Origin of the sequence: Phreatobacter cathodiphilus (assembly GCF_003008515.1) — a bacterium.
Classification (GTDB): domain Bacteria; phylum Pseudomonadota; class Alphaproteobacteria; order Rhizobiales; family Phreatobacteraceae; genus Phreatobacter; species Phreatobacter cathodiphilus.
Window position 1 is genome coordinate 1,764,803 of record NZ_CP027668.1, and the last position, 24,711, is coordinate 1,789,513.

Below are 24,711 nucleotides of genomic sequence, written 5' to 3' on the forward strand. Positions count from 1 at the left end.
GATGCATCACGCCGTTGTCACCCGGCTCGATAAAAGTATGATCAGTGGATCATAATTCATAACTTCGGGTGGAAACGACGGTGCAGGCTGAACTCAGGGCATTCCGCGAGGAGGTGCGGGCCTTCTGCCGCCAGGCCCTGCCTGCGGACATCCGCCGCAAGGTCGAGGAGAACCTGTCCCTCGAGCGGGCGGACCACCAGCGCTGGCAGAACATCCTGTTCCAGCGGGGCTGGATGGGCGGCCACTGGCCCCGCGAGTGGGGAGGCCGCGGCTGGAAGCCGCTGCAGCGCTGGCTGTTCGAGCAGACCCTGGCCGAAGAGGGCGCACCCTGGCTGATCCCCATGGGCGTCGCCTATGTGGGACCGGTCATCTACACCTTCGGCAGCGACGCGCAGAAGCGCCGCTTCCTGCCGCCCATCCTCAGCGCCGATCACTTCTGGGCCCAGGGCTATTCGGAGCCGAATGCCGGCTCGGACCTCGCGGGCCTGAAGACCCGTGCCGACCTGCAGGGCGACCATTACGTCCTCAACGGGCAGAAGACCTGGACCACCTATGCCAACTGGGCGGACTGGATGTTCTGCCTGGCGCGGACGCAGTCGGGCGAGCGTCCCCAGGACGGTGTCTCCTTCCTGCTGGTGGACATGACATCCCCCGGCGTCACGGTCCGCCCCATCGCCACCATGGACGGCAAGCATCACGTCAACGAGGTCTTCTTCGACGACGTCCGCGTGCCGGCCGAGAACCTGGTCGGCGAGGAGGGCAAGGCCTGGCGTTACGCCAAGTTCCTGCTGGTCCAGGAGCGCCTGATCGCCGCCGAGACCGGACGCATCCGCCATCTTCTCGCCGGTCTGCGGGCGACCGCCGCAGCGCTGACCGAGGGCGGCCGGCCGCTGGCCGAGACCCCTGCCTTCGCCGCACGGATCGCCGACATCGCCATCGACCTCGCCGCGCTGGAAGCGGTCTGCGCCCGGCTGCTGGCGCGGGCGGACGGCGACGCTCCCGGCGGCGTCGAGGTCAACATGCTGAAGATCCGCTCCTCCGAACTGCAGCAGCGGGTCACCGAGGAGATGATGCGCGCCCTCGGCAGGCTCGGCATTCCCTTCGATCCCGCCTCGCTCGACCCGGGCGCAGACGTGCCGCCGGCCTGGCCGACGGGAGCCGTGGGCATGGCCAGCGAATTCATGCACCTGCGGGCGGCGACGATCTACGGCGGATCGAACGAGATCCAGCGCGGCATCATCGCGAAACAGGGGCTGGGCCTGTGATGACGACGTCGGTGCCCTCCCCGCAGGACGACATGCGCCGGGCTCTCGGCGACAGCGCCGCGCGGCTTCTCGCTGCCGGCGGCCAGGTCCCGGGCGTCTATGCAGCCATGGTGGACGCCGGATGGCTCGCCGTGGGCCTGGCAGAGGAGGCCGGCGGTCTCGGGCTCGGCCTCGGCGACCTCGCGGAACTCGCGCGAGCGGTCGGCGAGGCGCGTTGCACCGTCCCCGTCATGGCGGTTGCAGGCGTCGGCCTGCCGCTGCTGGCCGAAGCGGGCGGCCCCTTCGTTGACACTCTGGTGGCGGCGACCCTCGCCGGCACGGCCGTGCCGGTTCTGGCTCACCAGGGCGCCGATGCCGGCTATGCCAGGGGCCACGGTGCGGCGACGCTCGAGCCGGGCTCCGACGGGTGGCGTCTCCGCGGCCGCCTGGTCGCCGTCGAGGGCGCCGCCCTCGCCGACCATCTTCTCGTTCCCGCCCGGCGAGCGGACGGGACATGCACGGTTGCGGTTGTCGCCACGGCGGAGGGCGGCGTCGAGCGCCGCTGCTATGCGGCCCTCGACGGCCGCCTCCTCATGGACGTCACGCTCGACGCGGTCGTTCCGGAGGACCGCTTGCTGCCGCTGGCGGATGCGGATGCAGCCGTTGACGCGGCGCTCGACCGCGGCGCCCTCCTCGCCATGGCCGAGGCGGTGGGTTCGATGCGCGTGCTCATGTCCGACACCCTCGCCTATCTCAAGACGCGCCAGCAGTTCGGCCAGCCGATCGGCCGCTTCCAGGCCCTGCAGCACCGGGCCGTCGACATGACCATCGCGCTCGAGGAAGCCGAGGCGGTCGTCGACGCCGCCTGCGCGGCCGGACCGGGCGCGGAATTCAGCCGCGCCGTCGCCGTCGCCAAGGTCGTGGCCTGTCGTGCGGCCCGCCTCATCGGCCGGGAGGCCGTCCAGATGCACGGCGGCATCGGCATCACCGAGGACCTGCGGGTCAGCCACCACTTCCGCGCGCTCGTCGCGGCCGAGGGCCGCTACGGCGACGACGACGCCTATCGCGCCCGCTTCGCCGCGCTCGACGCCGGCCACCCCCTCCCTGCCCAGGAGCATCGCCCGTGAGCCGTTACGACAGCTACCAGACCATCAAGGCCGAGCGACGGGGCCGGATCCTGACGATCTCCCTCAATCGGCCGGACGAGCTGAACGCCGTCAATGCGCAGCTCCATCGCGAACTGTCGCGGATCTTCGTCGACGTCCGGAACGACCCGGACGCCGACATCGTCGTGCTCACCGGCGAGGGCCGTGCCTTCTGCGCCGGCGGCGACATCGACTGGATGCAGTCGACCATCGACCGCCCGGAGGAGTTCGAGGCGACGGGCCGCGAGGCGAAGGACATCGTCTTCAGCCAGCTCGATCTGGACAAACCGCTCATCTGCCGCCTGAACGGCCATGCGACCGGGCTCGGCGCCTCCCTCGCCCTGCTCTGCGACGTCATCGTCGCCTCGGACAAGGCCAAGATCGGTGACCCCCACGTCTCCGTCGGCCTCGTCGCCGGCGACGGCGGCGCCTTCATATGGCCGCAGCTCGTCGGCTACGCAAAGGCGAAGCACTACCTCCTGACCGGCGACCTGATGAGCGCGGCGGAAGCCGAGCGCATCGGACTCGTCACCAAGGTGGTCGCCCCCGAAAACCTCGACGCGGAGGTCTACGGCCTCGCCGAGCGGCTGGCCGGGGGCGCTCTGAAGGCGATCAACTGGACCAAGATCACCACGAACCTCCCGCTGAAGGCCCTGTTCCACGCCCATTTCGACGCCGGCCTCGCCTACGAGACCATGTCGAACCTGACCGCCGACCACCAGGAAGCGGTCAACGCCTTCCGGGAAAAGCGCAAGCCGGTCTTCACCGGTCGCTGAGCGCCGCACTGCCCCAACAAGAACAACACAGACCACCCACGAGGAAACCACCATGACCAAGCTGACCCGCCGTGCATTGCTGGCCTCGGGCGCCGGCACCGCCCTTGCCCTCTCCGCCGATCCGCGGATCGGCGTTGGCCAGACCAACGAGCCGATCCGCCTCGGCGTGGTGACGCCGCTCTCGGGGCCGCAGGAGTTCATCGGCAGCTTCGTGAAGAACGGCGCCGAGGTGGCGGTCGACCTGATCAACAAGGCCGGCGGTGTCCGTGGCCGGCCTCTCGCCCTGGAATTCCGCGACGAGAAGGCCAATCCGGCCGCCGCCACCACCGTGGCGCGCGAACTCCTCGGCATGGGCATCAACCTGCAGTTCGGCACCATCGCCTCGACCGTCGCCCTCGCCTACGGCCCGCTCATGCAGGCCGAGAACGGCGTCAATCTCACCTGCGGCGCGGGGTCCGAGAAGATCAACCACGAGAACTACAGCCCGCATGTCTTCCGCATCGGCGACGGCACCTACCGCATGCGCGCCCAGGCCCGCATGATGGCCGAGAAGTTCCCGGACGTGACGAGCTGGACCGGCATCATCCCCGACCACGAATACGGCCGCACGGTCTGGGCGATCTATGTCGACGGACTGCTCGAGTTCTATCCGAAGATCACCGGCAAGCAGCCGCAGATCGTCGATCCCATCATCGTGCCCTACGGCAGCGGCGACTATCGCAACTTCATCACCCAGGCGGCGCGCACCCCGGCCCGCGGCATCGTCAACGCCACCTATGGCGGCGACGCGGCGACGTTCTTCCAGCAGGCCCGCCCCTTTGGCCTGTTCAACAACCGCATCCTCATGGACGCCGCCAACGAGTTCATCGTCGCCAACGCTCTGAAGACGCAGGTGCCGAAGCACTGGACCGGCACCCACTGGTACTACGCCGCCAACTCCTCGCCCGTGAGCAAGACCTTCTACGAGGCCTATGTCGCCAAGACCGGCCAGAAGATGCCGATGGGCTGGGCGGGCGAGGCGCAGGCGGCTGTCGCGGCCTATGCGGCGGCGATCGCCAAGACCGGCTCGACGGAGACCAAGGCGATCATCGAGGCCCTCAAGGGCCTGACCTTCGACACGGTCACCGGCTCCCGCACCATCCGCGCCGAGGACAACCAGGCCATCAAGGACCTGGAGATGATCCAGATCGAGCCCGATGCGGGCTCCGACGTCGGCTTCAAGGTTTCGGACTACGTCAAGATCCCGGGCGCCGGCGTCATCGAGCCGGCGACACCGGGCAAGGCCATGGTCCTCCGCAAACCCTCCTGAGGGTCCCTCTGGAACTGGGGAAGGCGGTTCGCCGCCTTCCCCACCTTTTCCTCGAAGGGGATGCCGTCCCATGGTCGCGGACCTGCCCACGCTGCTCTTCAACGCCCTCGTCTGGGGCATGGCGACCTTTCTCGTCGCCGCCGGCCTCACCATGATCTTCGGCATCCTGCACGTGCTGAACTTCTCGCACGGCGGCTTCTTCATGATCGGCGCCTATGTGGCCCATTCGCTGACCAACTGGTCGGCGGCCATGGCGAACATCTGGGGCTTCCTCGCCGCCAGCGTCCTCGCCGGCGCGGTGATCGGCATCGTCGGGCTCGTCGTCGACCGCGCGGTCTTCAGACGGCTCGCCCATGTGGACGGCGCCTATGTCCTGGTCGCGACCTATGCCCTGCTTCTCGTCTGCAATGGTTTCGTGAAGCTCGTCTGGGGCCTCAACGTGGTCAGCGCCTCGCCTCCGCCCGAGCTCTTCGAGGTGTCCTTCCTCGGCAACCTCGTCCTGCCGCACTATTCGATCTTCGTCGTGGTCGCCGGCGTCGTCGTCTTCCTCGCGCTCGAATGGCTGATCAACATGACCTCGGTCGGCCGCCTGATCCAGGCCATCGCCATCGACCCGTGGATGGCGCGCCTCCTCGGCGTCAATGTCGGGCTCATCTATTCGGCGACGGTCGTCATCGGCTTCGCGCTCGCGGGCCTCGCCGGCGGCCTGCTCGTCGCCAACCAGAGCCTGTCGCCCGACCTCGCGGGCATCTTCATCATCCAGGCCTTCGGCGTCGTCATCGTCGGCGGCATGGGCTCGATCCGCGGCGCCTTCCTCGCGGCCATCCTGCTCGGCCTCGTCGACAGTTTCGGCACGGCGCTGCTGCCGCAGATGCCGGGCGTCCTGTTCTTCGTCGCCCTGGCCGCCATCCTGCTCATCCGGCCGCGCGGCCTGATCGCCTCGGGGAGGCTGTCGTGACGAGGTCCCCGGCCCTGCGCTTCCTCCTCGTCCTCGGCCTGCTGACCGGCGCCGCCCTGCTGCTGCCGCTGGTCGCCAACCGCGGCATCGTCTTCCTCGCCGGCGTCGTGGCGATCAACGTCGTCCTCGGCCTCGCCTTCAACCTCCTGTTCTCGACCGCCGGTCTCCTGAGCTTCGGTCAGGCGACCTTCTCGGCGGCGGGCGCCTATGCCGTCGCCCTCCTGCTGCTCCGCGTTCCCGAGATTCCGTTCCTCGTCGCGCTGGGAGCGGCGGCCGCCACGGGCGCCGCCATCGCCACGGCGATTGGCCTGGTGGCTCTGCGCCGCACCGAGGGCGTCTATTTCGCGGTGCTGACGCTCGCCTTCGCCGAGCTCGTCCATGTCGTCATCGCCAAGACCTCGTTCTTCGGCCGCAACGACGGCCTCACCGGCATTCCCCGGCCGCGCATCGGTCCCATCGACCTCGCCGACGGGCAGGCCTACTACGTCTTCGTCATCCTGGTGACGGCGCTGCTGATCGCCTGTCTCTGGTGGGTCACCCATTCCCGCCTCGGCCGCTCCTTCCGCGCCATCCGGCTCGACCCGATGCGGGCCGCCTTCCTCGGCATCGATGTGCGCCGGCGCCGGCTCGAGGCCTTCGCCGTTTCCGGGGCCTGCGCGGCGGCAGCCGGCGGCCTGATGGGCCCCCTCACCTCCATCGTCAGCCCGGATCTCGCGCATTGGGGCGAATCCACCAAACCCATCCTCTTCACACTGCTCGGCGGCGCCGGGCACTTCTGGGGGCCGCTGGTGGGCGCCGTCGTCTTCTCCGGCGTCGAATACGCCACGCGGAGCCTCGCCGGCGCCTCCGATCTCATCACCGGCGGCCTGCTGCTGGCGGTAGTGCTCGCCATTCCCGGCGGACTGCTCGGCCTCGCAGCCCTCGTCGTGCGACGGCTCCGGCGGCGTGAGCGACCCGCCACGGTGACCGATGCCGCCGCCGAAGGAGCCCGGCCATGACCGACGCCCCTCTCCTCGTGGAGGGCCTGTTCGCCGGCTACGGCCGAGCGCCCATCCTCAAGGACGTCTCGCTCACCGTTGCGGCCGGCGAGCGCCATGTGGTGATCGGCCCGAACGGCGCCGGCAAGACGACCTTCTTCCGCGCCCTCTGCGGCGAACTCATCCCCTCCGCCGGCAGGATCCTGTTCGAGGGCCGCGATGTCACCAGGCTCGGCGGCTTCCGGCGCGTGCGCGCCGGCATGGGCCGTTCGTTCCAGGTGGCCCGCATCTTCGCCGACATGACCCCGGCGGAGAACGTCGTGGTGGCGCTCGAGGCCGGCGAGGTGTCGAACGGCACGGCGGGATGGCGCTTCGCCACCGCGCCGAAACCGGCCCTGCGGCTCGAGGCCGAGAGAATCCTGACCGATCTCGGCCTCGCGGCGCGCGGCGACGAGCCGGCCTCCATCCTCAGCCACGGCGACAAGAAGCGCCTCGAACTGGCGATGATGCTGGCGCTGAAGCCCCGCCTGCTGTTGCTCGACGAGCCGACGGCCGGAATGGCCTCGGCCGACCGCATGTCGGCCGTCCGTCTCGTCGACCGCATCGTGCGGGAGACCGGGGCGACGCTCATCCTCACCGAGCACGACATGGACGTGGTGTTCCACCTCGGCACCCGGATCAGCGTCCTCCACTATGGCGAGATCGTCGCGACCGACACGCCCGAAGGCGTCAGGAACAACAGCTTCGTCAAGGAGATCTATCTCGGGCGCGGAGGCCATCATGCTTGAGATCGACAAGCTCGACGCCTTCTACGGCGACAGCCACATCCTCCATGCGGTGAGCCTGACCATCGCGGCGGGCGAAGGCGTGGCGCTGCTGGGCCGCAACGGCGCCGGCAAGTCGACCCTGCTGAAGGCGCTCATGGATGCCGGCCCGCGCACCAGGGGCACCATCCGCTTCGACGGCGTCGACCTGACCGGGGAGCCGACCCATCGCCGCGCCCGCCGGGGCATCGCCCTCGTCCCGGAGGACCGGCGGATCTTTCCCCATGTCTCGGTCCTGGAGAACCTGGAACTGGCGCGCCATGCCTGTCCGCCGGGCGTCACGCCGCCGACCCCTCAGGAGGTCGCGGCGCAATTCTCCCTGCTTCCGCCGATCCTGGAGCGGCGCGGCGACCGCCTGTCCGGCGGCCAGCAGCAGATGGTGGCCGTGGGCCGGGGCCTGATGGCCCGCCCCAGGCTCCTGATGCTGGACGAGCCGGCCGAAGGCCTGGCGCCGGTCATCGTCGAGGACATGGCGCGCGAGATTTCGGCCGTGCGGCGGCGGGAGAACCTGGCGCTTCTCGTCACCGAACAGAACATCGATTTCGCTCGCGCCTGCACCGACCGCCTGCTCATCATCGATTCCGGCGCCATCGTCTTCTCCGGCGACTGGCGGACCTTCGATGCGACGCCCGATCTCGAAGCCCGCTATCTCGCGGTATAGAGCGGGACGAGAGAAGCCTTGCGAGGTTGACGATGAACGCTCCCCTTCCCTGGCGCGACCCCAGCGGCTGGTCTTCGCGCCTCGATGCGGCCCTTGTCGGCCGGCACCGGTCGACGGGTGCCTGGCGCAACCGCACCATCGCCGACGACGCGCGCGAGCGCGCCGCCGCGACACCCGACACGGTCTGCCTGCAACTCGGCGAGGCGACGCTCACCTTCGCCGAGGCGCTGGTCCGGGCCGAGCGGCTGGCGGCGGGGCTCTGGGAGCTCGGGCTGCGCCCCGGCGACGTTCTCTCCTTCGCCCTGCCGAACTGGCTGGAGGCGCTGTCGGTTGATCTCGCCGCGGCGCTCATCGGCCTCGTGGTCAATCCGATCGTGCCGATCTACCGCGATGCCGAATTCGGGCTGATCCTGCGCCACTGCAGGGCGAAGGCAATCATCATCCCGGCGACCTTCCGCGGTTTCGACTATGCCGCGATGGTGGAGCGCCTGCGGCCGCACCTGCCCTATCTCCGCCATGTCGTCGTCGCGAAGGCTCCGGCCGCCCTCCCCGGCACGATCGCCTTCGAGGCGCTGGCCGAGAGCGGCGGACCGGTTCCCTGGCCGCGCCAGGTGCCGGAAGCGATCAAGATGGTGATGTACACCTCCGGCACCACCGGCATGCCGAAGGGCGTCCTGCACACCCACGAGACCATGGCGCATTCGATGGCGTCCTGCGTCGACCACTGGCGGCTCGCCGAAGGCGACGTGGTGCTGATGCCCTCTCCCGTCACCCATGTGACCGGCTTCGCCTGGGGCCTCGAACAGCCGTTCCAGCACGGACTCACATCCGTGCTGATGGAACGCTGGAACGCCGAGGAGGCCGTCGGGCTGATAGACCGCCACGCCGTCGCCGTGACCGTCGGCGCCACGCCCTTCCTGCAGGAACTCGTCGACGCCGCCGACAGGGCGGGATCGCGGCTGCCCTCGCTCAAGGTCTTCGCCTGCGGCGGCGCGGCGGTGCCACCCGACCTCGTCGCCCGCGCCAACGCGCTCTTCGCCAGGGGCCGCGCGACGCGGGTCTACGGCTCCACCGAGGCGCCGATGATCACGCTCGGCTTCGTCTCGCCCGACAGCGCCTCGCTGGCCGCCCAGACCGACGGCCAGATCATCGACTACGAGGTCCGGATCGTCGATGAGCGGGAGCGCGACGTCGCGCCGGGCGCGGAGGGCGAAATCCTCGCCCGGGGGCCCGCCATGTTCGTCGGCTATGCCGATCCGGCTGAGACGGCGGCGGCCTTCACCGCCGACGGCTTCTTCCGCATGGGCGACATCGGCCTCGTCGGGACCGACAACTCCATCCTGATCACCGGGCGGAAGAAGGACCTGATCATTCGCGGCGGCGAGAACATTTCCGCCAAGGAGATCGAGGACGCCCTCCACCGCCATCCCGCCGTCCGCGAGGCGGTGGCCGTGTCCATGCCCCATGCCCGCCTCGGCGAAACCGTCTGTGCCTATGTCGTCCCGAAGGACGGTCATGCGCCCGACCTCGCCGAACTCGTCCGCCATCTCGAGGCCGCGGGGCTTGCCAAGCAGAAGTTTCCCGAGCATCTGGAACTGGTCGACGACCTGCCCCGAACCGCATCGGGCAAAGTCAAGAAGGACATGCTCCGGCGCATGATCGCTGATAGGATCGCCGCCACCTCTACGGGATCTCCACTTGTCTGACGTGACCTCCCGAACGGACCGGGTCTCGCTCCATCGGCCCGAACCCCGCCGCTCGGCGCGCCGGCCTCCGAGCGCGCGCCAGGCCGCCAAGAACGCGGAGACGCGGCGGCGGCTGATCGAGGCCGCCGGCGTCGTCGTCGGCCGGCACGGCTATGCCGGCGCCTCCATCGCCAGGATCACGGCCGAGGCCGGCGTCGCCCACGGCGCGTTCTATCTGCATTTCGCCAATCAGCAGGCGCTCTTCGACGTGCTCCTGCCCGAGCTCGGCGGCGCCATGCTCGACAGCCTCACCTCCGCCATCCGCGACAGCCGGTCGCTGGAGGAGATCGAGCGGCGCGGCCTGACGGCCAATTTCGAGTACCTGGGTTCTCATCCGGAGATTTACCGGGTGATGAACGAGGCCGAGCTCTATGCGCCCGCCGCCTTCCAGCAATATCTGAAGGAGATCCAGGCGCGCTACGTGAGGTCCCTGAAGCGGAGCAAGGAACGCGGTGAGTTGCGCCAGTTCGCCGACGAGGATCTGGAGACCGTGGCGGCCCTCCTGACCGGGGCGAGGTCCTATCTGCTGATGATGTTCTGCAAGGACGGCAATGCCGTGCGGCCCCTCGATCCGGCCCGGCTCGAGATCTATCTCGACGTCTTCCTCGACGGGCTGCGCCACACGGAGCCCGGAAGACTCCGGCCTCAACCAGCCGGGCCCCTCCCGAAGGAACCCCTCTAGGCCCGCTGCCGTCGCTCTGGCGAGCGCATGCGCGCCGGCAACTCCAGAGAGGCAGGCGGGCGGGACTGTTTGACACCCACGGAGCCCGACCGCATAATTGCCCCTTGGACAACAAGTTGCATGGATCATGTGGGCTGGAAAAGTCGAACATCTCCACAGTTGCCCACGGGCCTTCCTGCCCATGGGCGCCTTCGAGGCCCTGACCCTGATCAAGGGCGAGGGAATCGAGGGTGATCGTTACCGCGCCGGCACCGGATTCTATTCCGACCGTCCCGAGGAAGGCCGGCAGGTCACGCTCTTCGAGATCGAGACCCTGGTGGCGCTGGAGCGCGACTACGGAATCCGCATGGCGCCGGCCGATCACCGCCGCAACATCACGACCCGCGGCGCGCCCCTCAACCACCTCGTCGGCAAGGTCTTCCGGGTCGGCGACGTGGTGCTGGAGGGTACCCGGCTCAGCACGCCCTGCCGCCACATCGAGCAGATCACCGGCCAGGAGGTCTTCACCCCGATGCTGCATCGCTCGGGCCTTCACGCCCGCATCCTGACCGGCGGGGTCGTGCGGGTCGGCGACGTGATGACGGGCGAGTGACCATGGTCCGCCCCAATCATCGGGTGACCACGGTCGTCACCGACATCACGCGCGAAAACAGCGCCATCTCCACCTTCACGCTGATGGACCCCGACGGCTGGCCGCTGCCGCCCTTCGAGGCGGGAGCCCATATCGACGTCCACCTGCCCGGCGGACCCGTCCGCCAATATTCCCTCTGCGGTGATCCTGCCGACGGGGTGCGCTACCGCCTGGCTGTGCAGCGGGAGGCCGGCGGTCGCGGCGGCTCGGCCCTCATGCACGATGCGATCCGGACCGGCGACAGGCTGCTCGTGTCGCTGCCGCGCAACCACTTCCCCCTCGCCGCCTCCGGCCGACGCCACGTCCTCATCGGCGGCGGCATCGGCCTGACCCCGCTCATGGCCATGGTGGAAACCCTGCGCCGGCGTGGAGAGGCGTTCGAGCTGCACGCCTGCATCAGGTCGCGGGCGGACATGCCCTTCCGCGACTGGCTGGAGACGCTCGAGCGCCGAGGGCTCGCCCATATCCATGCGAGCCGCGATGGCGCCGGCAACCGCATCGACCTCGCCGGCCTGCTGAGAAGCCTGCCCGACGACACCCATGTCTATTGCTGCGGTCCAGCGAGGATGATCGAGGCCGTGGTCGCGGCGGGCGCCGGCCGACCGGAGGACACGGTCCACGTCGAGCATTTCGGCAGCGCTCGCATTCCGCCCGGCGGCGAGGCCTTCACCGTCGAGCTCGCCCGGTCGAAGCGAAGCGTCCCCGTCGCCGCCGGCATGACCATCGTCGAGGCGCTGCGCGAGGCAGGCGTCGAGATCGACGCCTCCTGCGAGGGCGGCGCCTGCCTGACCTGCAAGACCCGCTATCTCGAGGGCGTCCCCATCCACCGGGACCTCGTGATGAAGCCGGCGGAACGGCTGACGTACATGACGCCCTGCGTCTCCGGCTGCGCCAGCGAGCGGCTGGTCCTCGACCTCTGAGGCCTAGCGCTCTTTCGCCACGCCGTCCCGCGCGATGACGATGAGGACCTCGGAGCGCGCGGGGCCGAGGCGCCGCAGCCGGTGCTTGAGGTGGCCCTCGAAGCGCATGCTGTCGCCCGCCTCCAGGACGATCGTATGGTCGGCGAAGGCCACCTCGACCATGCCGTTGAGCACATAGATCATCTCGTCGCCGGCATGTTCGCCGATGTCGCGGTCGCCGTGGTCCCCCGGCTCCATGACGAAGGCGGAGAGATGATGCTGCCCGTCATCCTGGAACAGGGCCTGGTAGGCATGCTCGTCGCCCCCGGCACCATAGGGCATGCGCTCCGCCTGCCGGACCACGGTGATCGCCGAGCGCTCCACCGTGTCGCCGAAGAGCCGGCTGAGGTCCACCGCGAAGGCGTCCGCGAGCTTCATCAGCGTGGTGATCGACGGCGTCTTTGCCTGGCGTTCCAGCCGCGACAGATAGCCCTTGTCGAGGCCGGTGGCGGCCGCCAGCTGGTCGAGCGTCATGCCGGCGCGGGTGCGCAGCGAACGGATCCGCGCCGCGATGCCCTGAATGCGTGCGGCGGTGTCCTGCCGGTCCGTCGCACGGGCCGAGGCGGGGACGTCGGTCGCCGTCGCGCTCCCCGGCTTTTTCTTCGCTGTCGATGCCACGGTTTTCGGATGCCCCTGTTGCTCTCTGGACAACAATTTGCCTACACTCGTCTACCAGACTGAGGAGGGCTTAATGAAGCGTCGCGACATGCTCAAGTTCGGAGTTGCCGGAGGAGCCGCGGCGGTCGCCGCTCCGGCACTCGCCCAAAGCCAGCCGACCATCCGCTGGCGCATGCAGTCGAGTTTCCCGAAGTCCCTCGACACGGTCTTCGGCGGCGCCACGACCATCGCCCAGAAGGTCTCGAAACTCACCGACGGCAAGTTCGAGATCCAGGTCTTCTCGGCCGGCGAGATCGTCGGCCCTCTCCAGGTCCTCGACGCGGTGCAGATCGGCACGATCGAGGCCGGCCACACCGCCGGCTTCTACTATATCGGCAAGATGCCGGCCCTCGTCTTCGACACCGGCGTGCCCTTCGGCATGACGCCGCGCCAGCACAATGCCTGGATGCGCTATGGCGGCGGGCTGGACCTGATGCGTGACCTCTACAAGCAGTTCAACGTCGTCCAGATCCCCTGCGGCAATACGGGCGCGCAGATGGGCGGCTGGTTCCGCAAGGAGATCAAGACCGTCGACGACCTGAAGGGCCTGCGCATGCGCGCCGCCGGCTTCCTCGGCTCCGTCTTCTCCAAGCTCGGCGTCGTCGTCCAGCAGATTCCCGCTGGCGACGTCTATCCGGCGCTGGAGCGCGGCACGCTCGACGCCGTCGAGTGGGTCGGTCCCTATGACGACGAGAAGCTCGGTCTCCACAAGGTCGCCAACAACTACTACGCCCCCGGGGTCATGGAGCTCGGCGCCTCTCTCTGCTTCATCGGCAACGAGGCGAAGATGCGCGAACTGCCGGCGCAATATCGCGAGGCGCTGGAGGCCGCCTGTGCCGAGGCCAATCTCGACATGCTGGCCAAGTACGACGCCTACAACATCCAGGCGCTGCGCCGGCTTCTGGCCGCCAACGTCCAGCTGCGCTTCTGGTCGAACGACATCATGAAGGCGCTGCAGACGGCGACGGCCGAGGCGATGCAGGACTTCGCGGCGAAGGACGCCACCTTCGCCAAGGTGCATCAGCACTGGAAGGCCTTCCGCGACGATCAGGTGCTGTGGAGCGCGGTGAACGACGGCGCGGCAGAGCGCTTCCTCGCGGCCAATCGCGGCTGAGCGCCCGCGCATGATCCGTCTTCACGACCATCCCCTGTCGGGGAACGGCCACAAGGTCCGCATGCTCCTGTCCATGCTGGGGCTCGCCCATGAGCACGTCTTCCGGGACGTGCCCAGCGGCCGCCCGCAGCAGGAGGAGGAATTCGCGGCACTCAATCCCCTCCTGCAGATTCCGATCCTCGAGGACGGCGGGACGGTGATCTGGGACAGCCAGGCCATCCTGGTCTATCTCGCCCGACGCTACGGGCCGGACTGGTTTCCACTGGAACCGGAGCCGGCCGCGCGCGTCGTGCAGTGGCTGTCCTTCGCCACCAACGAGATCAACAACAGCCTCCAGCAGGCGCGACTCTATTACCTGCTCGGCGAGCACATCGACATCGAACTGATGACGCGCCGGGGCCTGCGCGTCCTCACCATCCTCGACCGCGAACTGGCGGGGCGCTCCTGGCTGGCGGCCGACCGGGCGACCATCGCCGACCTCGCCTGCTACCCCTATGTCGGGCTCTCCCGACAGGGAAAGCTGCCGCTCGACGACTTCCGCCATGTCATCGACTGGATGGAACGGATCGAAGCCATGCCCGGCTATGTCCCCATGCCCGGGCTGCTCGGCACGCCGCCGATTCCCTGACCTCGCCTGGCCGACGGCGTCGCGGGATGCGGAGCGAGCCGAGGCCCCTCCGCGTCCCCGTCAGACGGGCGGCAATCGATCGAGATACTTGTCCATGGTGATCGGATAGTCGCGCACCCGCACGCCCGTGGCGTTGTAGAGCGCGTTGGCGACCGCGGCGCCGACCCCGCAGAGGCCGAGTTCGCCGACGCCCTTGGCCTTCATCGGATTGGCCTTGTCGTCGGCCTCGTCGAGGAACACCACGTCCTGATGGGGAATGTCGGCATGGACCGGCACCTCGTAACCCGCGAGGTCGTGATTGACGAAGAACCCGTACCGCGTGTCCACGACCAGCTCTTCCATCAGGGCGCCGCCGACCCCCATCGTCATGGCGCCGATCACCTGGCTGCGCGCCGACACGGGATTGAGGATGCGGCCGGCGGCGCAGACCGCCAGCATGCGCCGGACGCGGGCGACGCCCGTATAGGCATCGACGCCGACCTCGACGAAATGGGCCCCGAAGGTCGAGAGCTGGTGGGTCTCGTCGAGGTCGCCGTATTCGATGCGATCCTCGCCCGAGAGGTCACCGCCGGCGGCCGCCTCGGCGAGCGCCGCCGACCGGTTGCCGCTGGTGACGCGGCCACCCGCGAACACCGCCTCCGCCGAGTTGAAGCCGAGCGCCTGCGCGACCGCCTCCCGCAGCTTCACGCAGGCCGCATAGACGCCGGAGGTGGCGTTGGCCGCGCCGAACTGCCCGCCCGAGCCGGCGGAGACCGGATAGGCGGAATCGCCGAGACGCACGGTGACGGCCCCCACGGGAACGCCCATCATCTCGGCGGCCGTCTGGGCGAGGATCGTGTAGCTGCCGGTGCCGATGTCGGTCATGTCGGTCTCGACCACCACGCCGCCGCCCCGGGTGAGCCTCACGCGCGCGCCCGATTTCATGGCGATGTGGTTGCGGAAGGCCGCGGCGACGCCCATTCCCACGAGCCATCGCCCCTCGCGCACCGAGGCCGGTTGCGGCACGCGCCGCCACCAGCCGAAGCGCCGGGCGCCGTCCTCGAGACAGCGGACGAGCTGCCGCTGCGAGAAAGGCCGCTCCGGCTTCTCGGGGTCCACCTGTGTGTCGTTGGCGATGCGGAAGGCCACCGGGTCCATGCCGAGCTTCTCGGCCATCTCGTCGACGGCGATTTCGAGGGCCATCATGCCCGGCGCCTCGCCCGGTGCGCGCATCGAATTGCCCTCCGGCAGGTCGAGGATGGCCAGCCGCAGCGCCGTCAGACGGTTGGCCCCGGCATAGAGCAGCCGCGTCTGGCTCACCGCCGCCTCGGGACCACCGTCCGGCTGGTCGCCCGAGCCGCTTTCATGGGCGATGGCGACGATCCGGCCATTCGGCTCGCAACCGATCCGGATGCGCTGGCGGGTGGCGGGACGGTGTGTCGTGTTGTTGGGGATGAGTGGCCGCGGCATGGTGACCTTCACCGGACGGCCCGCGGCCTTTGCGCCCAGCGCCGCCATCACCGCATCCGCCCTGAGAAAAAGCTTGCCGCCGAAACCGCCGCCCACATAGGGCGACCGGAAGCGGATCTTCTCCTTCGGCATTTTCAACGTGGCCGCGAGATCGCGCCGCCCCCATGCCACCATCTGGCTCGACGTCCAGAGGGCCAGCTCGTCCCCGTCCCAGGAGGCGATGGAAGCGAAGGGCTCCATCATCGCGTGGCTCTGGTCGGGCGTGGCGTATTGCGCGTCGAGCGTGACGGCCGCAGCCGCGAAGGCCTCCTCGAAGCGGCCGACGCGCTGCTCCTCGTCGGCCGGCGCGGCGTTGGCATCGGTGCAGGGCTCGGCCTCGGCGAGTGCCTCGGCGAGGTCGAAGTGCCCCTCGTCGGTGGCATAGTCCACCCGGACGAGCCGGGCGGCGTGTCGCGCCTCTTCAAACGTCTCGGCCACCACCACGGCGATCGCCTGATGGTAGTGGTCGATCTCGGGCCCGCCCATCAGCTTGACGGTATTGGTCTTCCCCTTGCCGAGCTCGCCCGCCTCGCCGGCCGATACGACTGCGAGCACGCCCGGCGCGGCGCGGGCCGCGTCGAGATCGATCCGCAGGATCCGGCCCTTGGCGATGGTGGCGGGCACGATCTCGCCATAGGCGAGGTCGTCGAGGCCCTCATGGTGTTCGGCGGCATAGGGCGCGCGGCCCGTCACCTTCAGGGGGCCTTCGACGCGGGTGTGCGGCCGGCCCACCACCGTCATGGCGTCGATCGGATTGTGGGTGGCGGGCTCCGAGAACTTCATGCGTCACCCCTGGTCTGCGCGATGATGGAAGCCAGTGCCCGGGTCGCGAGCGGGATCTTGAAGGCGTTCTCCGCGGTGGGCGTCGCTCCGGCGAAGGCGCGCGCCGTCACCGCTGCGGCGCCTTGCGGCAGCAGGGCCTCGGCCTCTTCGACCCGCCAGGGTTTCGACGCGACGCCGCCGAACGCGACCCGGCCCGTGCCGTCCGGCTGGATCACCGCCGCGACCGAAACGAGGGCGAAGGCATAGGACGCGCGGTCGCGGACTTTTTCATAGGCATGGCGGCCACCGAGAGGCGGCGGCAGGACGACGGCGGTGATGAGCTCGCCCGGTCGCAGCGTCGTTTCCACATGCGGCGTCTCGCCCCAGGCGCGGTGGAATTCGGCGATGGGGATGGCGCGGCGCTCTCCCGACCCGGCGACGGTCTCGACCACGGCGTCGAGGAGCCGCAGGGCGATGGGCATGTCGCCGGGAAATGTCGCAATGCATGCGTCCGAGACCGCGATGACCCCGAGCTGGCGCGAGGCGCCGCCGATGGCGGCACAGCCGGCGCCCGGCCGGCGTTTGTTGCAGGGCATGGCCGTGTCGTAGAAATAGCCGCAGCGCGTCCGCTGCAGGAGGTTGCCCGCCGTGGTCGCCTTGTTGCGGAGCTGGCCGGAGGCACCGGCCAGGATGGCGCGGGCGAGGACGGCGTAATCGCGCCGAACGCGCCGGTCGGCGGCGAGCGCCGTGTTGGTGACCAGCGCACCGATGCGAAGGCCCCCCTCGCCCGTCGGCTCGATCGCATCAAGGCCGAGATCCTGGACGTCGACGAGATGGGTCGGGGTCTCGATCTCCAGCTTCATGAGATCGAGAAGATTGGTGCCCCCGGCGAGGAAGCGGGCACCGGGCCTATCCGCCACCGCCCGGGCGGCGGACACGAGGTCGGTGGGGCGTTCGTAGGTGAAGGACCTCATCGCCCGCCCCCGGCCACCGCGGCCATGGCCTCGGCGAGGTTGGAATAGGCGCCGCACCGGCAGATGTTGCCGCTCATCCGCTCCCGCAGCTCATCCGGCGTCGCCTCGGCCGCGCGCGACAGGTCCGATTGAACGTGGCTGGGGATGTCCGAGGCGATCTCGTCGAGAACGGCAACGGCCGAGCAGATCTGCCCCGGCGTACAATAGCCGCACTGGTAGGCGTCATGCGCCACGAAGGCGGCCTGCATGGGGTGGAGGGCCTCCGGCGTGCCCAACCCCTCGATGGTGGTGACGATGTCGCCCTCGTGCTGGAGGGCCAGGCTGAGGCAGGCATTGATGCGAGCACCATTGACGATGACCGTGCAGGCGCCGCACTGGCCGTGGTCGCAGCCCTTCTTGGTGCCGGTGAGGTGCAAGTGCTCGCGCAGGGCGTCCAGCAGGGTCGTGCGAGGATCGAGGCTCAGCTCGACCGGTGAGCCGTTCACCATGAACCGCACAGGCATCGTCGTTGAAGCCACGTCGTCGCCTCCTCGGCGGGTCGAGAGTTGGACATCGAGCGCCGCCGGTGAGAGGCGCGAAGGACCAGCGATGAACGTGTGAAGCCGCGGAAGGTTGCGAAGATCGCACCGGCATGTCGCGCGGGCCGGCACGGACATCGGCCGCCGGACAGGGGCTGCGGGCCGGCCGGACCCGGTCTCGACGAGGGAGCCCGGCGGGCACGGCCGCCGACGGCCGCACCGCGGGCGTCAATCCCCGCCGTGGAACGCGACCGGTACGCCCCGGGCGATCGAGTTGCTGACGGTCGATGTCGCCCGCGCCCGCGCCACCAGACCGGCGACATCCGCGCCGGGATCCGCCGGAGTGACCTTCACATCGACCGTCACCGCAGACACCAGCAGCGGTTCCCCGTCGAAAACGGCCGTCACCTCCACGTCCACCGAGGCGATCTCGATCCCCATCTCCGCGGCGACATAGTGCAGATCGTTGCAGAAGCAACCGCCGATGGCCATGGCGAGCAGTTGCCCGCCGTTGAAGCCGAGCCCGAGCCCGCCGGCCTTGCCCGGGGGGCGATCGACGACGACCGTATGGGTGCCCGCAACGCCGATGGCGGCTTGCGTCCCGGGAATGCTGCGAAACGTCACCGACATCTCAGCCATGGCCGCCTCCAGGGCGACAGTGTCGACGCCAGGAGGAGCCGGGGCAATCGGAAACTGCGGCGGGGCAGAGGCCGAGGACGCGCCTGTGAGGTGTCGCCCCGCTAAACCGAGACGATCCTGGCCGGGGTGATCGGCAGATCGCGAAAACGCTGGCCCGTCGCGTTGAAGGCGGCATTGGCGACGGCGGCGGCGAGGCCCGGCACGCCGATCTCGCCGAGGCCTCGGGCGCCGAACTGATTGAGGTCCGGATCCGGGCTGTCGATGAAGATCACGTCGATCGGGGGAATGTCCGCATGCACGGGCACGGCATAGTCGGCGAGGTTGTCGCCGATGACGCGGTGGCGGGTCGGATGAAATTCGGCGGCCTCCATGAGCGCCATGCCGAGGCCGAAGATGATGCCGCCCCTGATCTGGCTCGTCGCGGTGGTCGGATTGATGATCTTGCCGCAATCGAGCGCGCTGACGACGCGGGAGACACGCAGGCGCCCGAGCCGCTCGTCGATGCGCACCTCGACGAAATGGGCGCCGAAGGAATAGTAGCTACGGTCCTTGCGGGTCTCGGCCATGCCCGTCGACGTGCCTTCGGCCGTCAACTCGGCCAGTCCGGCGGCCTGAAGCACAGCCATCGGCGAGCGGTTCGATGCGGCGGGCAGGTCATTGTCGAGAGCCAGGCGGGACAGTGTCTCACGCAGGACCTCGCAGGCCTTCGCCGCCGCCGGCAGGAGGCTCGCCGTGGATTTGGAACGGCCGGCCGTCGGTGCCGCCGGCAGACTGGAATCGCCGAGGCGCACCGTGATGTCTTCGACGGGATGGCCGAACTGGTCCGCCACCGTCTGCGCCAGGATGGTGCGCATGCCGGTGCCGATGTCGGTGGCCGACGTCTCGACCACGAGGGGGCCCTCCCCGCTCAGGCGCAGCCTGACGGTGGCCGGCAGGGCCGGCGCGGGATAGGCGGTGGTCGCCATGCCGTAGCCGACCAGCACGTCCCCGTCGCGCATCGTGCGGGGTTCCGGCAGATCGGCCGGCCAGCCGAAAGCCGCGGCGCCCTGCGCGTAGCAGGCGAGCAGGTGGTTCGATGACCAGTCGCGGTGGTGATGGGGATCGCGGGCCGCGAAGTTGCGGCGGCGCAACTCCAGCGGATTGATGCCGAGCTGGAAGGCGAGTTCGTCCAGCGCGCATTCCACGGCGAAGGAGCCGGGCGTCTCCCCCGGCGCCCGGAAGGGCGTCGGGCTCGCAATGGCCTTGCGGGCGACGTGGTGGGTCACCTCCAGCGCCGGCGTGTCGTAGAGGAGCAGCGTATTGAGGCCGCAGGGCTCGAAGAAATGACCCCGCATGGAGGTGGGCACATAGGAGACGTGACGCAGGCCCTGCAGCCGCCCCTCGCCGTCGCTCGCCAGCTCGATCGCCTGCTCCGTCTCGGAGCGATGGCCGGAGGCGACCGCCATGTCGGCGCGCGTCAGCTGCAGGCGAACGGGCCGGCCGAGGTGGCGGGCGATATGGGCGGCGAGCGCCTGGTGCGGCCACATCTGGTTCTTGCCGCCGAAACCGCCGCCGACATAGGCCGCATCGACCCGCACCGTGTCGGGCGGGACCTCGAGCGACGCAGCGATATAGTCCCGCGCGGCCATCGCCCCTTGCGTCGAATCGTGGACGGTCACCGTGTCGCCGCCCCAGACGGCGACCGTCGCCGAGGGCTCCATCGGATGATGCAGATGCATCGGCGTGCGGAAGGTCTCGGCGAGAGCCGCGCCCGGATGCTCCGGCCAGTCGCCGCGGCGGACCTGCATCTCCGCGGCGAAGAAGAATCCGGGTTCGAGAAAGACGTCGCTGGCGGGCACGGGATGGACGGACGACCCGGCCTGCCGCACCTGCGGCCGGATGAGGAGCGTCGCCTGCCTGGCCGCTTCGAGCGATGCGGCGGCGACGACGGCGATCCACTGGCCGGCGAAGACGATTTCCGGCCCGCCGAGGGGCCAGTAAGGCGGCGGTGGGAGAGGTTCGACGGCGGCCAGGGCGGTGCGCCCCAGCGCCTCGCCGCTCATCGCCATGACCTCGGGGCTTGGCCGCCAGTCCAGGAGTTCGGCCGCGTTCTCGTGGGTATAGACCGCCACGACGCCGGGAACGGCCAGGGCCTCGCCGATGTCGATGGCGGTGATCGTCCCGGCGGCGACGGGGCTGCGCACCGCGAAAGCATAGAGCTGGCCATCGGGCCTGCGATCGGCGGCATAGGCCGCCCGGCCCGTCACCTTGTCGACGCCGTCGATGCGACTGCGGGGCGTGCCGATCTGCTTCAGCATGGCAGGCTCCGCGTCAGCATGTGATGGACGGCGCCGCGTGCCAGATCGAGCTTGTAGCGATTGTCCGCCGTCGGGCGTGCGGGCGCGAGGAGCGCGTCGCAGAAGCGGTCGATGGACGCCTCTCCCAGAGCCTGGCCGAGGAGCAGCCTCTCCGCCCGGCGGTCGCGCCAGGGCACCGTGCCGAGCCCGCCGAGGGCGATCGCCACCTCCGCCACCACGCCGCCCTCCAGCCTGACCGCGCCGGCCACCGAGGCGCTGGCGAATTCATAGGACGCGCGGCCGCGCAGCTTCAGATAGGCCGAGCGGGCCGCGAGCGCGGTCGCCGGGACATCGAGGTGGATGATCAGTTCACCCGGCTGCACGACGGTCTCGATGGCGGGCGTGTCGCCGGGAAGGCGGTAGAATGCGGCGATCGGCACGTGCCGGACGCCCTGCGGGCTCGCGATGGCGACGGTCGCGTCGAGGGCGAGCAGCGCCACGGCGACGTCGGAGGGGCTGACCGCGATGCAGTGGTCACTGGTGCCCAGCACGGCATGGTGGGCGTTCGCCCCCTCGTGGGCCGGACATCCGGAGCCCGGGACGCGCTTGTTGCAGGGCCAGTCGTGGGAGCGGAAGTAGGCGCAGCGGGTGCGTTGCATGAGGTTGCCGCCCATGGAGGCGGCGTTGCGGATCTGCCCGGAGGCGCCCGAGAGCAGAGCCTCGGAGAGCGCCGGACACTGTCCCTGCACGATGGGATCGCGGGCCACGGCGCTGTTGCTGGCGAGGGCGCCGATGCGCAGGGTCGCCGCCTCCAGCGCGATGCCGTCGAGGGGCAGCGTGCCGATGTCGACGAGCAGACCCGGTGCCTCCACGCCGAGCTTCATCAGGTCGACGAGCGTAGTGCCGCCGGCGAGCGCGCGCGCGTCGGGACGGGCCAGCAGCGCAAGGGCTTCGTCCATCGAGGCGGCGCGGTGGAACTCAAACGGGCGCATGGGCCCTCGCGTCCAGCTCGGCCTTCACGTCCATGATCGCCTCGACGATGCCGTGGTAGGCGCCGCAGCGGCAGAGATTGCCGCTCATCTGCTCGCGGACCGCCTCGCGCGTGGTCACCGTCGAATCGGCGATCAACTCCAGCGCGGACATGATCTGGCCCGGCGTGCAGTAGCCGCACTGCAGCGCGTCGTGGCGGATGAAGGCCTCCTGCAGCGGATGCAGCGCGCCGGGCGCGCCGACACCCTCGATGGTCAGGATGGAGCGGCCTTCGGTCGTTGCCGCCAGGGTGAGACAGGAGAGGATGCGTCGGCCGTCGACGAGCACCGTGCAGGCACCGCACTGGCCGTGGTCGCATCCCTTCTTGGTGCCGGTGAGGAGCAGGTCTTCGCGCAGCAGGTCGAGGAGCGTGCGGCGGATGTCGGCCGTGACCGTCACGGACCGTCCGTTGACGACGGCGGTCACGGTCATCGTCGGGCTGGCGCTGTCCATCGGAAACCTCGCGGGTGTCGGGCGCAGGGCCCGGGTCGGCGAAGGGAATGCGGAAGGCGCGGGGGGCGCCCTCCGCGGGTCGATCAGTCGATCAGCATGCCGGCGCTGCGCAGGCGCGTCTTCATGTCTTCGAGGCTGCCTTCGTATTCCCAGGTCTGGACCGTCTCGTGCGGGCATTCGATGAAGATGTAGGTCTCCGTGAAGGAGAGGATCCGGTCGATGCGGATGACCTTCTCGACGAACTCGGTGTTCGGCATCTTCTCGGTGACGATCTTGTTGTCGTCGTCATAGCCCAGATAGACCTTCTCGGGCCGAACCCGGGCGGTGAGGTATTTCATCGTCTTTCCTTTCAGGGATATCTCGCGATGCGGGATGAGGGCAAAGGCGGATGTCATGCCCGCCGGGGAGGTGATCAGCGGTCGAGGCGCGGATTGAGGGCCTCGTTCAGCGCGTCGCCGAGCAGGTTGATGGCCAGCACGGTCAGCAGAACCGCGAGCCCGGGCAGGGTCACCATCCACCACGCCGTGCGGATGGCCGACCGTCCCGCGCCGATCATGAAGCCCCAGGTCATGATGTTGGGATCGCCGAGACCGAGGAAGGACAGGCCGGACTCGAAGAGGATCGAGGTCGCCACCATCAGCGAGCCGGCGACGACGATGGTCGACAGCACGTTGGGCAGGATCTGGACCAGCATGATCCGCAGATCGCTGAGCCCGATTGCCACGCTGGCGGCCACGAACTCCCGGCTCTTGACGCTGATCACCTCGGCCCGGACGAGGCGCGCAAGAGGCGCCCAGGACACGATGGCGATGGCACCGATCACGTTCGGCAGGGTGGCGCCGAGAATGGCGACGATGACGATGGCGCCGATGAAGGTCGGGATGGTCTGGAAGAACTCGGTGACGCGCATGACGGCGGAATCGATCCGCCCGCCGTAATAGCCGGCGAGGCCACCCACGACCGTGCCCAGAATGACGATGCAGAGGGTGGCGACGAAACCGACGAGCAGCGAGATACGCGCCCCGTAGGCAATGCCCGCCGCGATGTCGCGGCCGAGCATGTCGGTGCCGAGGATGTACTCCTGGAACGGCGGACTGAAGGGCATGCCGACCATCTCGAAGGGGCCGTCCGGGTAGAGGACGGGCGCGAGGACCGCCAGCGCCACGATACAGGCGATGAGAGTGAGCCCGATGGCGCCGGCTGGGTTCGCGGCGACGCGGACGAGGACACTCCTGCGGGGCGCAAAGGTCTCAGCCATGGGTCCGCCCCGTGTTCAGCGCGATCCGCGGGTCGATGATCGTGTAGATCACGTCGACCACGGCGTTGGTCACGACCACCAGGATCGAGGAGAGAAAGAAGATCCCGAGCAGCAGGTTGATGTCGCGGGCGAACAGGGATTCGAAGGCCAGCAGGCCGAGGCCCGGCCAACCGAAGACCGATTCCACGATCACGGAGCCGCCGAGCATGCCGGAGACCTGGACGCCGGCCATGGTGAGAACCGGCAGCACGGCATTGCGGAGGGCATGGGTCGCCATGATCGTGCGATCGCTCAACCCCTTCGCCCTGGCCGTGCGGATGTAGTCCTGCCCCAGCGTCTCGAGCATCGACGAGCGCATCAGGCGGGCATACAGCGCCATGTAGAAACACGAGAGTGCGACGGCCGGCAGGACGAGATGGTGCAGCACGTCGACCACGGCGCGCAGGCCCGTATAGTCGGCGCCCACCGTGATGATGCCGCTCGTGGGGAACCAGCCGAGCTGGATGGAGAAGACGATGATCAGCATCAGGCCGACCCAGAACAGCGGCGTGGCATAGGACACGACCGCGAAGATCACGATGACATGGCTGACGATGGTGCGGTCGCGCATGGCGGCGATGGCGCCCAGCAGCGTCCCCAGCGTGACCGAGATCACCATCGCCGCGCCCATCAGGATCGCGGTGGCACCCAGCCTGTCGAAAATGAGCGACGAAACCTCGCGGCCATGGCGGAACGAGAAGCCGAGGTCGAAGGTGACGATGTTCTTCATGTAGCTGAGGAACTGGATATAGAGCGGCTGATCCAGGCCGAACTGGCGGCGGATCTGCGCCATGTATTCCTCGCTCGCGGCGCCCGCCTCCCCGGCGATCACCTGCGCGGCGTCACCCGGCGCGAGCCGGATGAGGAAGAAGTTCACCACGACGATGGCGAGGATGATCGGCAGACCTCGAACCAGCCGCTCGAGAATATATCTGCCACGGGCGAACCACATGCCTTGAGACCTC

At 69.3% G+C, this 24,711-nt stretch carries 25 protein-coding genes; 14 read left to right on the plus strand and 11 right to left on the minus strand.

Annotated features, from left to right (window positions below; all coding sequences use genetic code 11):
- Positions 1-80: 80 nt before the first annotated feature.
- The 12 genes from C6569_RS08645 (at position 81) to C6569_RS08700 (ending at position 11,872) form a co-directional block, all read left to right on the plus strand.
- Positions 81-1,265 carry an acyl-CoA dehydrogenase family protein gene (locus tag C6569_RS08645; protein ID WP_215905800.1) on the plus strand — a complete coding sequence of 395 codons (1,185 nt, stop codon included), beginning with the start codon at positions 81-83 and terminating at the stop codon, positions 1,263-1,265.
- A complete protein-coding gene (locus tag C6569_RS08650; RefSeq protein WP_106748464.1) occupies positions 1,265-2,371 on the plus strand; it encodes an acyl-CoA dehydrogenase family protein in 1,107 nt (368 codons plus the stop codon). The genes C6569_RS08645 and C6569_RS08650 overlap by 1 nt, the downstream gene beginning before the upstream one ends.
- Entirely contained in the window at positions 2,368-3,165 is a 798-nt protein-coding gene (locus C6569_RS08655) for an enoyl-CoA hydratase/isomerase family protein (protein ID WP_106748465.1), read from the plus strand. The genes C6569_RS08650 and C6569_RS08655 overlap by 4 nt, the downstream gene beginning before the upstream one ends.
- Before the next feature lie 52 nt (positions 3,166-3,217).
- Positions 3,218-4,474, plus strand: coding sequence for an ABC transporter substrate-binding protein (locus C6569_RS08660; protein ID WP_106748466.1), 1,257 nt, complete (start codon positions 3,218-3,220; stop codon positions 4,472-4,474).
- A 70-nt stretch (positions 4,475-4,544) separates the two neighbouring features.
- A complete protein-coding gene (locus C6569_RS08665; RefSeq protein WP_106748467.1) occupies positions 4,545-5,432 on the plus strand; it encodes a branched-chain amino acid ABC transporter permease in 888 nt (295 codons plus the stop codon).
- The gene (locus tag C6569_RS08670; RefSeq protein ID WP_106748468.1) at positions 5,429-6,430 is read left to right on the plus strand and encodes a branched-chain amino acid ABC transporter permease; all 1,002 of its coding nucleotides are present in this window, start codon (positions 5,429-5,431) and stop codon (positions 6,428-6,430) included. Before C6569_RS08665 ends, C6569_RS08670 begins: the two co-directional genes overlap by 4 nt.
- Entirely contained in the window at positions 6,427-7,197 is a 771-nt protein-coding gene (locus tag C6569_RS08675; protein WP_106748469.1) for an ABC transporter ATP-binding protein, read from the plus strand. The genes C6569_RS08670 and C6569_RS08675 overlap by 4 nt, the downstream gene beginning before the upstream one ends.
- Positions 7,190-7,894, plus strand: a complete 705-nt coding sequence (locus C6569_RS08680; protein WP_106748470.1) for an ABC transporter ATP-binding protein — start codon at positions 7,190-7,192, stop codon at positions 7,892-7,894. Before C6569_RS08675 ends, C6569_RS08680 begins: the two co-directional genes overlap by 8 nt.
- A 32-nt stretch (positions 7,895-7,926) precedes the next feature.
- Positions 7,927-9,600, plus strand: a complete 1,674-nt coding sequence (locus C6569_RS08685; RefSeq protein WP_106748471.1) for an AMP-binding protein — start codon at positions 7,927-7,929, stop codon at positions 9,598-9,600.
- A 1-nt stretch (position 9,601) separates the two neighbouring features.
- Complete coding sequence (locus C6569_RS08690; protein ID WP_245898325.1) at positions 9,602-10,321, plus strand: TetR/AcrR family transcriptional regulator; 720 nt, start codon at positions 9,602-9,604, stop codon at positions 10,319-10,321.
- A gap of 181 nt (positions 10,322-10,502) precedes the next feature.
- Complete coding sequence (locus tag C6569_RS08695; RefSeq protein WP_245898275.1) at positions 10,503-10,913, plus strand: MOSC domain-containing protein; 411 nt, start codon at positions 10,503-10,505, stop codon at positions 10,911-10,913.
- A gap of 2 nt (positions 10,914-10,915) precedes the next feature.
- Positions 10,916-11,872, plus strand: coding sequence for a PDR/VanB family oxidoreductase (locus C6569_RS08700; RefSeq protein ID WP_106748474.1), 957 nt, complete (start codon positions 10,916-10,918; stop codon positions 11,870-11,872).
- Between the two features lie 3 nt (positions 11,873-11,875).
- On the opposite strand, the gene C6569_RS08705 is transcribed toward C6569_RS08700, so the two are convergent.
- Positions 11,876-12,529 (minus strand): helix-turn-helix domain-containing protein, encoded by a 654-nt coding sequence (locus C6569_RS08705; RefSeq protein WP_106748475.1) that lies wholly within the window; start codon positions 12,527-12,529, stop codon positions 11,876-11,878.
- Between the two features lie 73 nt (positions 12,530-12,602).
- Between C6569_RS08705 and C6569_RS08710 the strand changes: the two genes are divergently transcribed.
- On the plus strand, positions 12,603-13,682 hold the full coding sequence (locus tag C6569_RS08710) for a TRAP transporter substrate-binding protein (protein WP_106748476.1): 1,080 nt from the start codon (positions 12,603-12,605) through the stop codon (positions 13,680-13,682).
- Positions 13,683-13,692: 10 nt separating this feature from the next.
- A complete protein-coding gene (locus tag C6569_RS08715) occupies positions 13,693-14,310 on the plus strand; it encodes a glutathione S-transferase family protein (RefSeq protein WP_106748477.1) in 618 nt (205 codons plus the stop codon).
- A gap of 60 nt (positions 14,311-14,370) precedes the next feature.
- On the opposite strand, the gene paoC is transcribed toward C6569_RS08715, so the two are convergent.
- The 10 genes from paoC to C6569_RS08765 form a co-directional block, all read right to left on the minus strand.
- Positions 14,371-16,581 carry an aldehyde oxidoreductase molybdenum-binding subunit PaoC gene (paoC, locus tag C6569_RS08720; RefSeq protein WP_106748478.1) on the minus strand — a complete coding sequence of 737 codons (2,211 nt, stop codon included), beginning with the start codon at positions 16,579-16,581 and terminating at the stop codon, positions 14,371-14,373.
- Positions 16,578-17,534: an FAD binding domain-containing protein gene (locus tag C6569_RS08725; protein WP_106748479.1), complete on the minus strand. Its 957-nt coding sequence runs from the start codon at positions 17,532-17,534 to the stop codon at positions 16,578-16,580. The genes paoC and C6569_RS08725 overlap by 4 nt, the downstream gene beginning before the upstream one ends.
- A complete protein-coding gene (gene paoA / locus C6569_RS08730; RefSeq protein ID WP_146144762.1) occupies positions 17,531-18,190 on the minus strand; it encodes an aldehyde dehydrogenase iron-sulfur subunit PaoA in 660 nt (219 codons plus the stop codon). The genes C6569_RS08725 and paoA overlap by 4 nt, the downstream gene beginning before the upstream one ends.
- 90 nt (positions 18,191-18,280) lie before the next feature.
- A complete protein-coding gene (locus C6569_RS08735; protein WP_106748481.1) occupies positions 18,281-18,691 on the minus strand; it encodes an OsmC family protein in 411 nt (136 codons plus the stop codon).
- A 101-nt stretch (positions 18,692-18,792) separates the two neighbouring features.
- Positions 18,793-20,988: a xanthine dehydrogenase family protein molybdopterin-binding subunit gene (locus C6569_RS08740; protein ID WP_106748482.1), complete on the minus strand. Its 2,196-nt coding sequence runs from the start codon at positions 20,986-20,988 to the stop codon at positions 18,793-18,795.
- A complete protein-coding gene (locus C6569_RS08745; protein WP_106748483.1) occupies positions 20,982-21,959 on the minus strand; it encodes an FAD binding domain-containing protein in 978 nt (325 codons plus the stop codon). The genes C6569_RS08740 and C6569_RS08745 overlap by 7 nt, the downstream gene beginning before the upstream one ends.
- The gene (locus tag C6569_RS08750) at positions 21,946-22,449 is read right to left on the minus strand and encodes a (2Fe-2S)-binding protein (protein ID WP_106748484.1); all 504 of its coding nucleotides are present in this window, start codon (positions 22,447-22,449) and stop codon (positions 21,946-21,948) included. The genes C6569_RS08745 and C6569_RS08750 overlap by 14 nt, the downstream gene beginning before the upstream one ends.
- An 83-nt stretch (positions 22,450-22,532) precedes the next feature.
- The gene (locus C6569_RS08755) at positions 22,533-22,787 is read right to left on the minus strand and encodes a hypothetical protein (RefSeq protein WP_106748485.1); all 255 of its coding nucleotides are present in this window, start codon (positions 22,785-22,787) and stop codon (positions 22,533-22,535) included.
- A 74-nt stretch (positions 22,788-22,861) separates the two neighbouring features.
- Positions 22,862-23,707, minus strand: a complete 846-nt coding sequence (locus C6569_RS08760) for an ABC transporter permease (RefSeq protein WP_106748486.1) — start codon at positions 23,705-23,707, stop codon at positions 22,862-22,864.
- Positions 23,700-24,698, minus strand: a complete 999-nt coding sequence (locus C6569_RS08765; protein ID WP_106748487.1) for an ABC transporter permease — start codon at positions 24,696-24,698, stop codon at positions 23,700-23,702. Before C6569_RS08765 ends, C6569_RS08760 begins: the two co-directional genes overlap by 8 nt.
- Positions 24,699-24,711 lie beyond the last annotated feature (13 nt).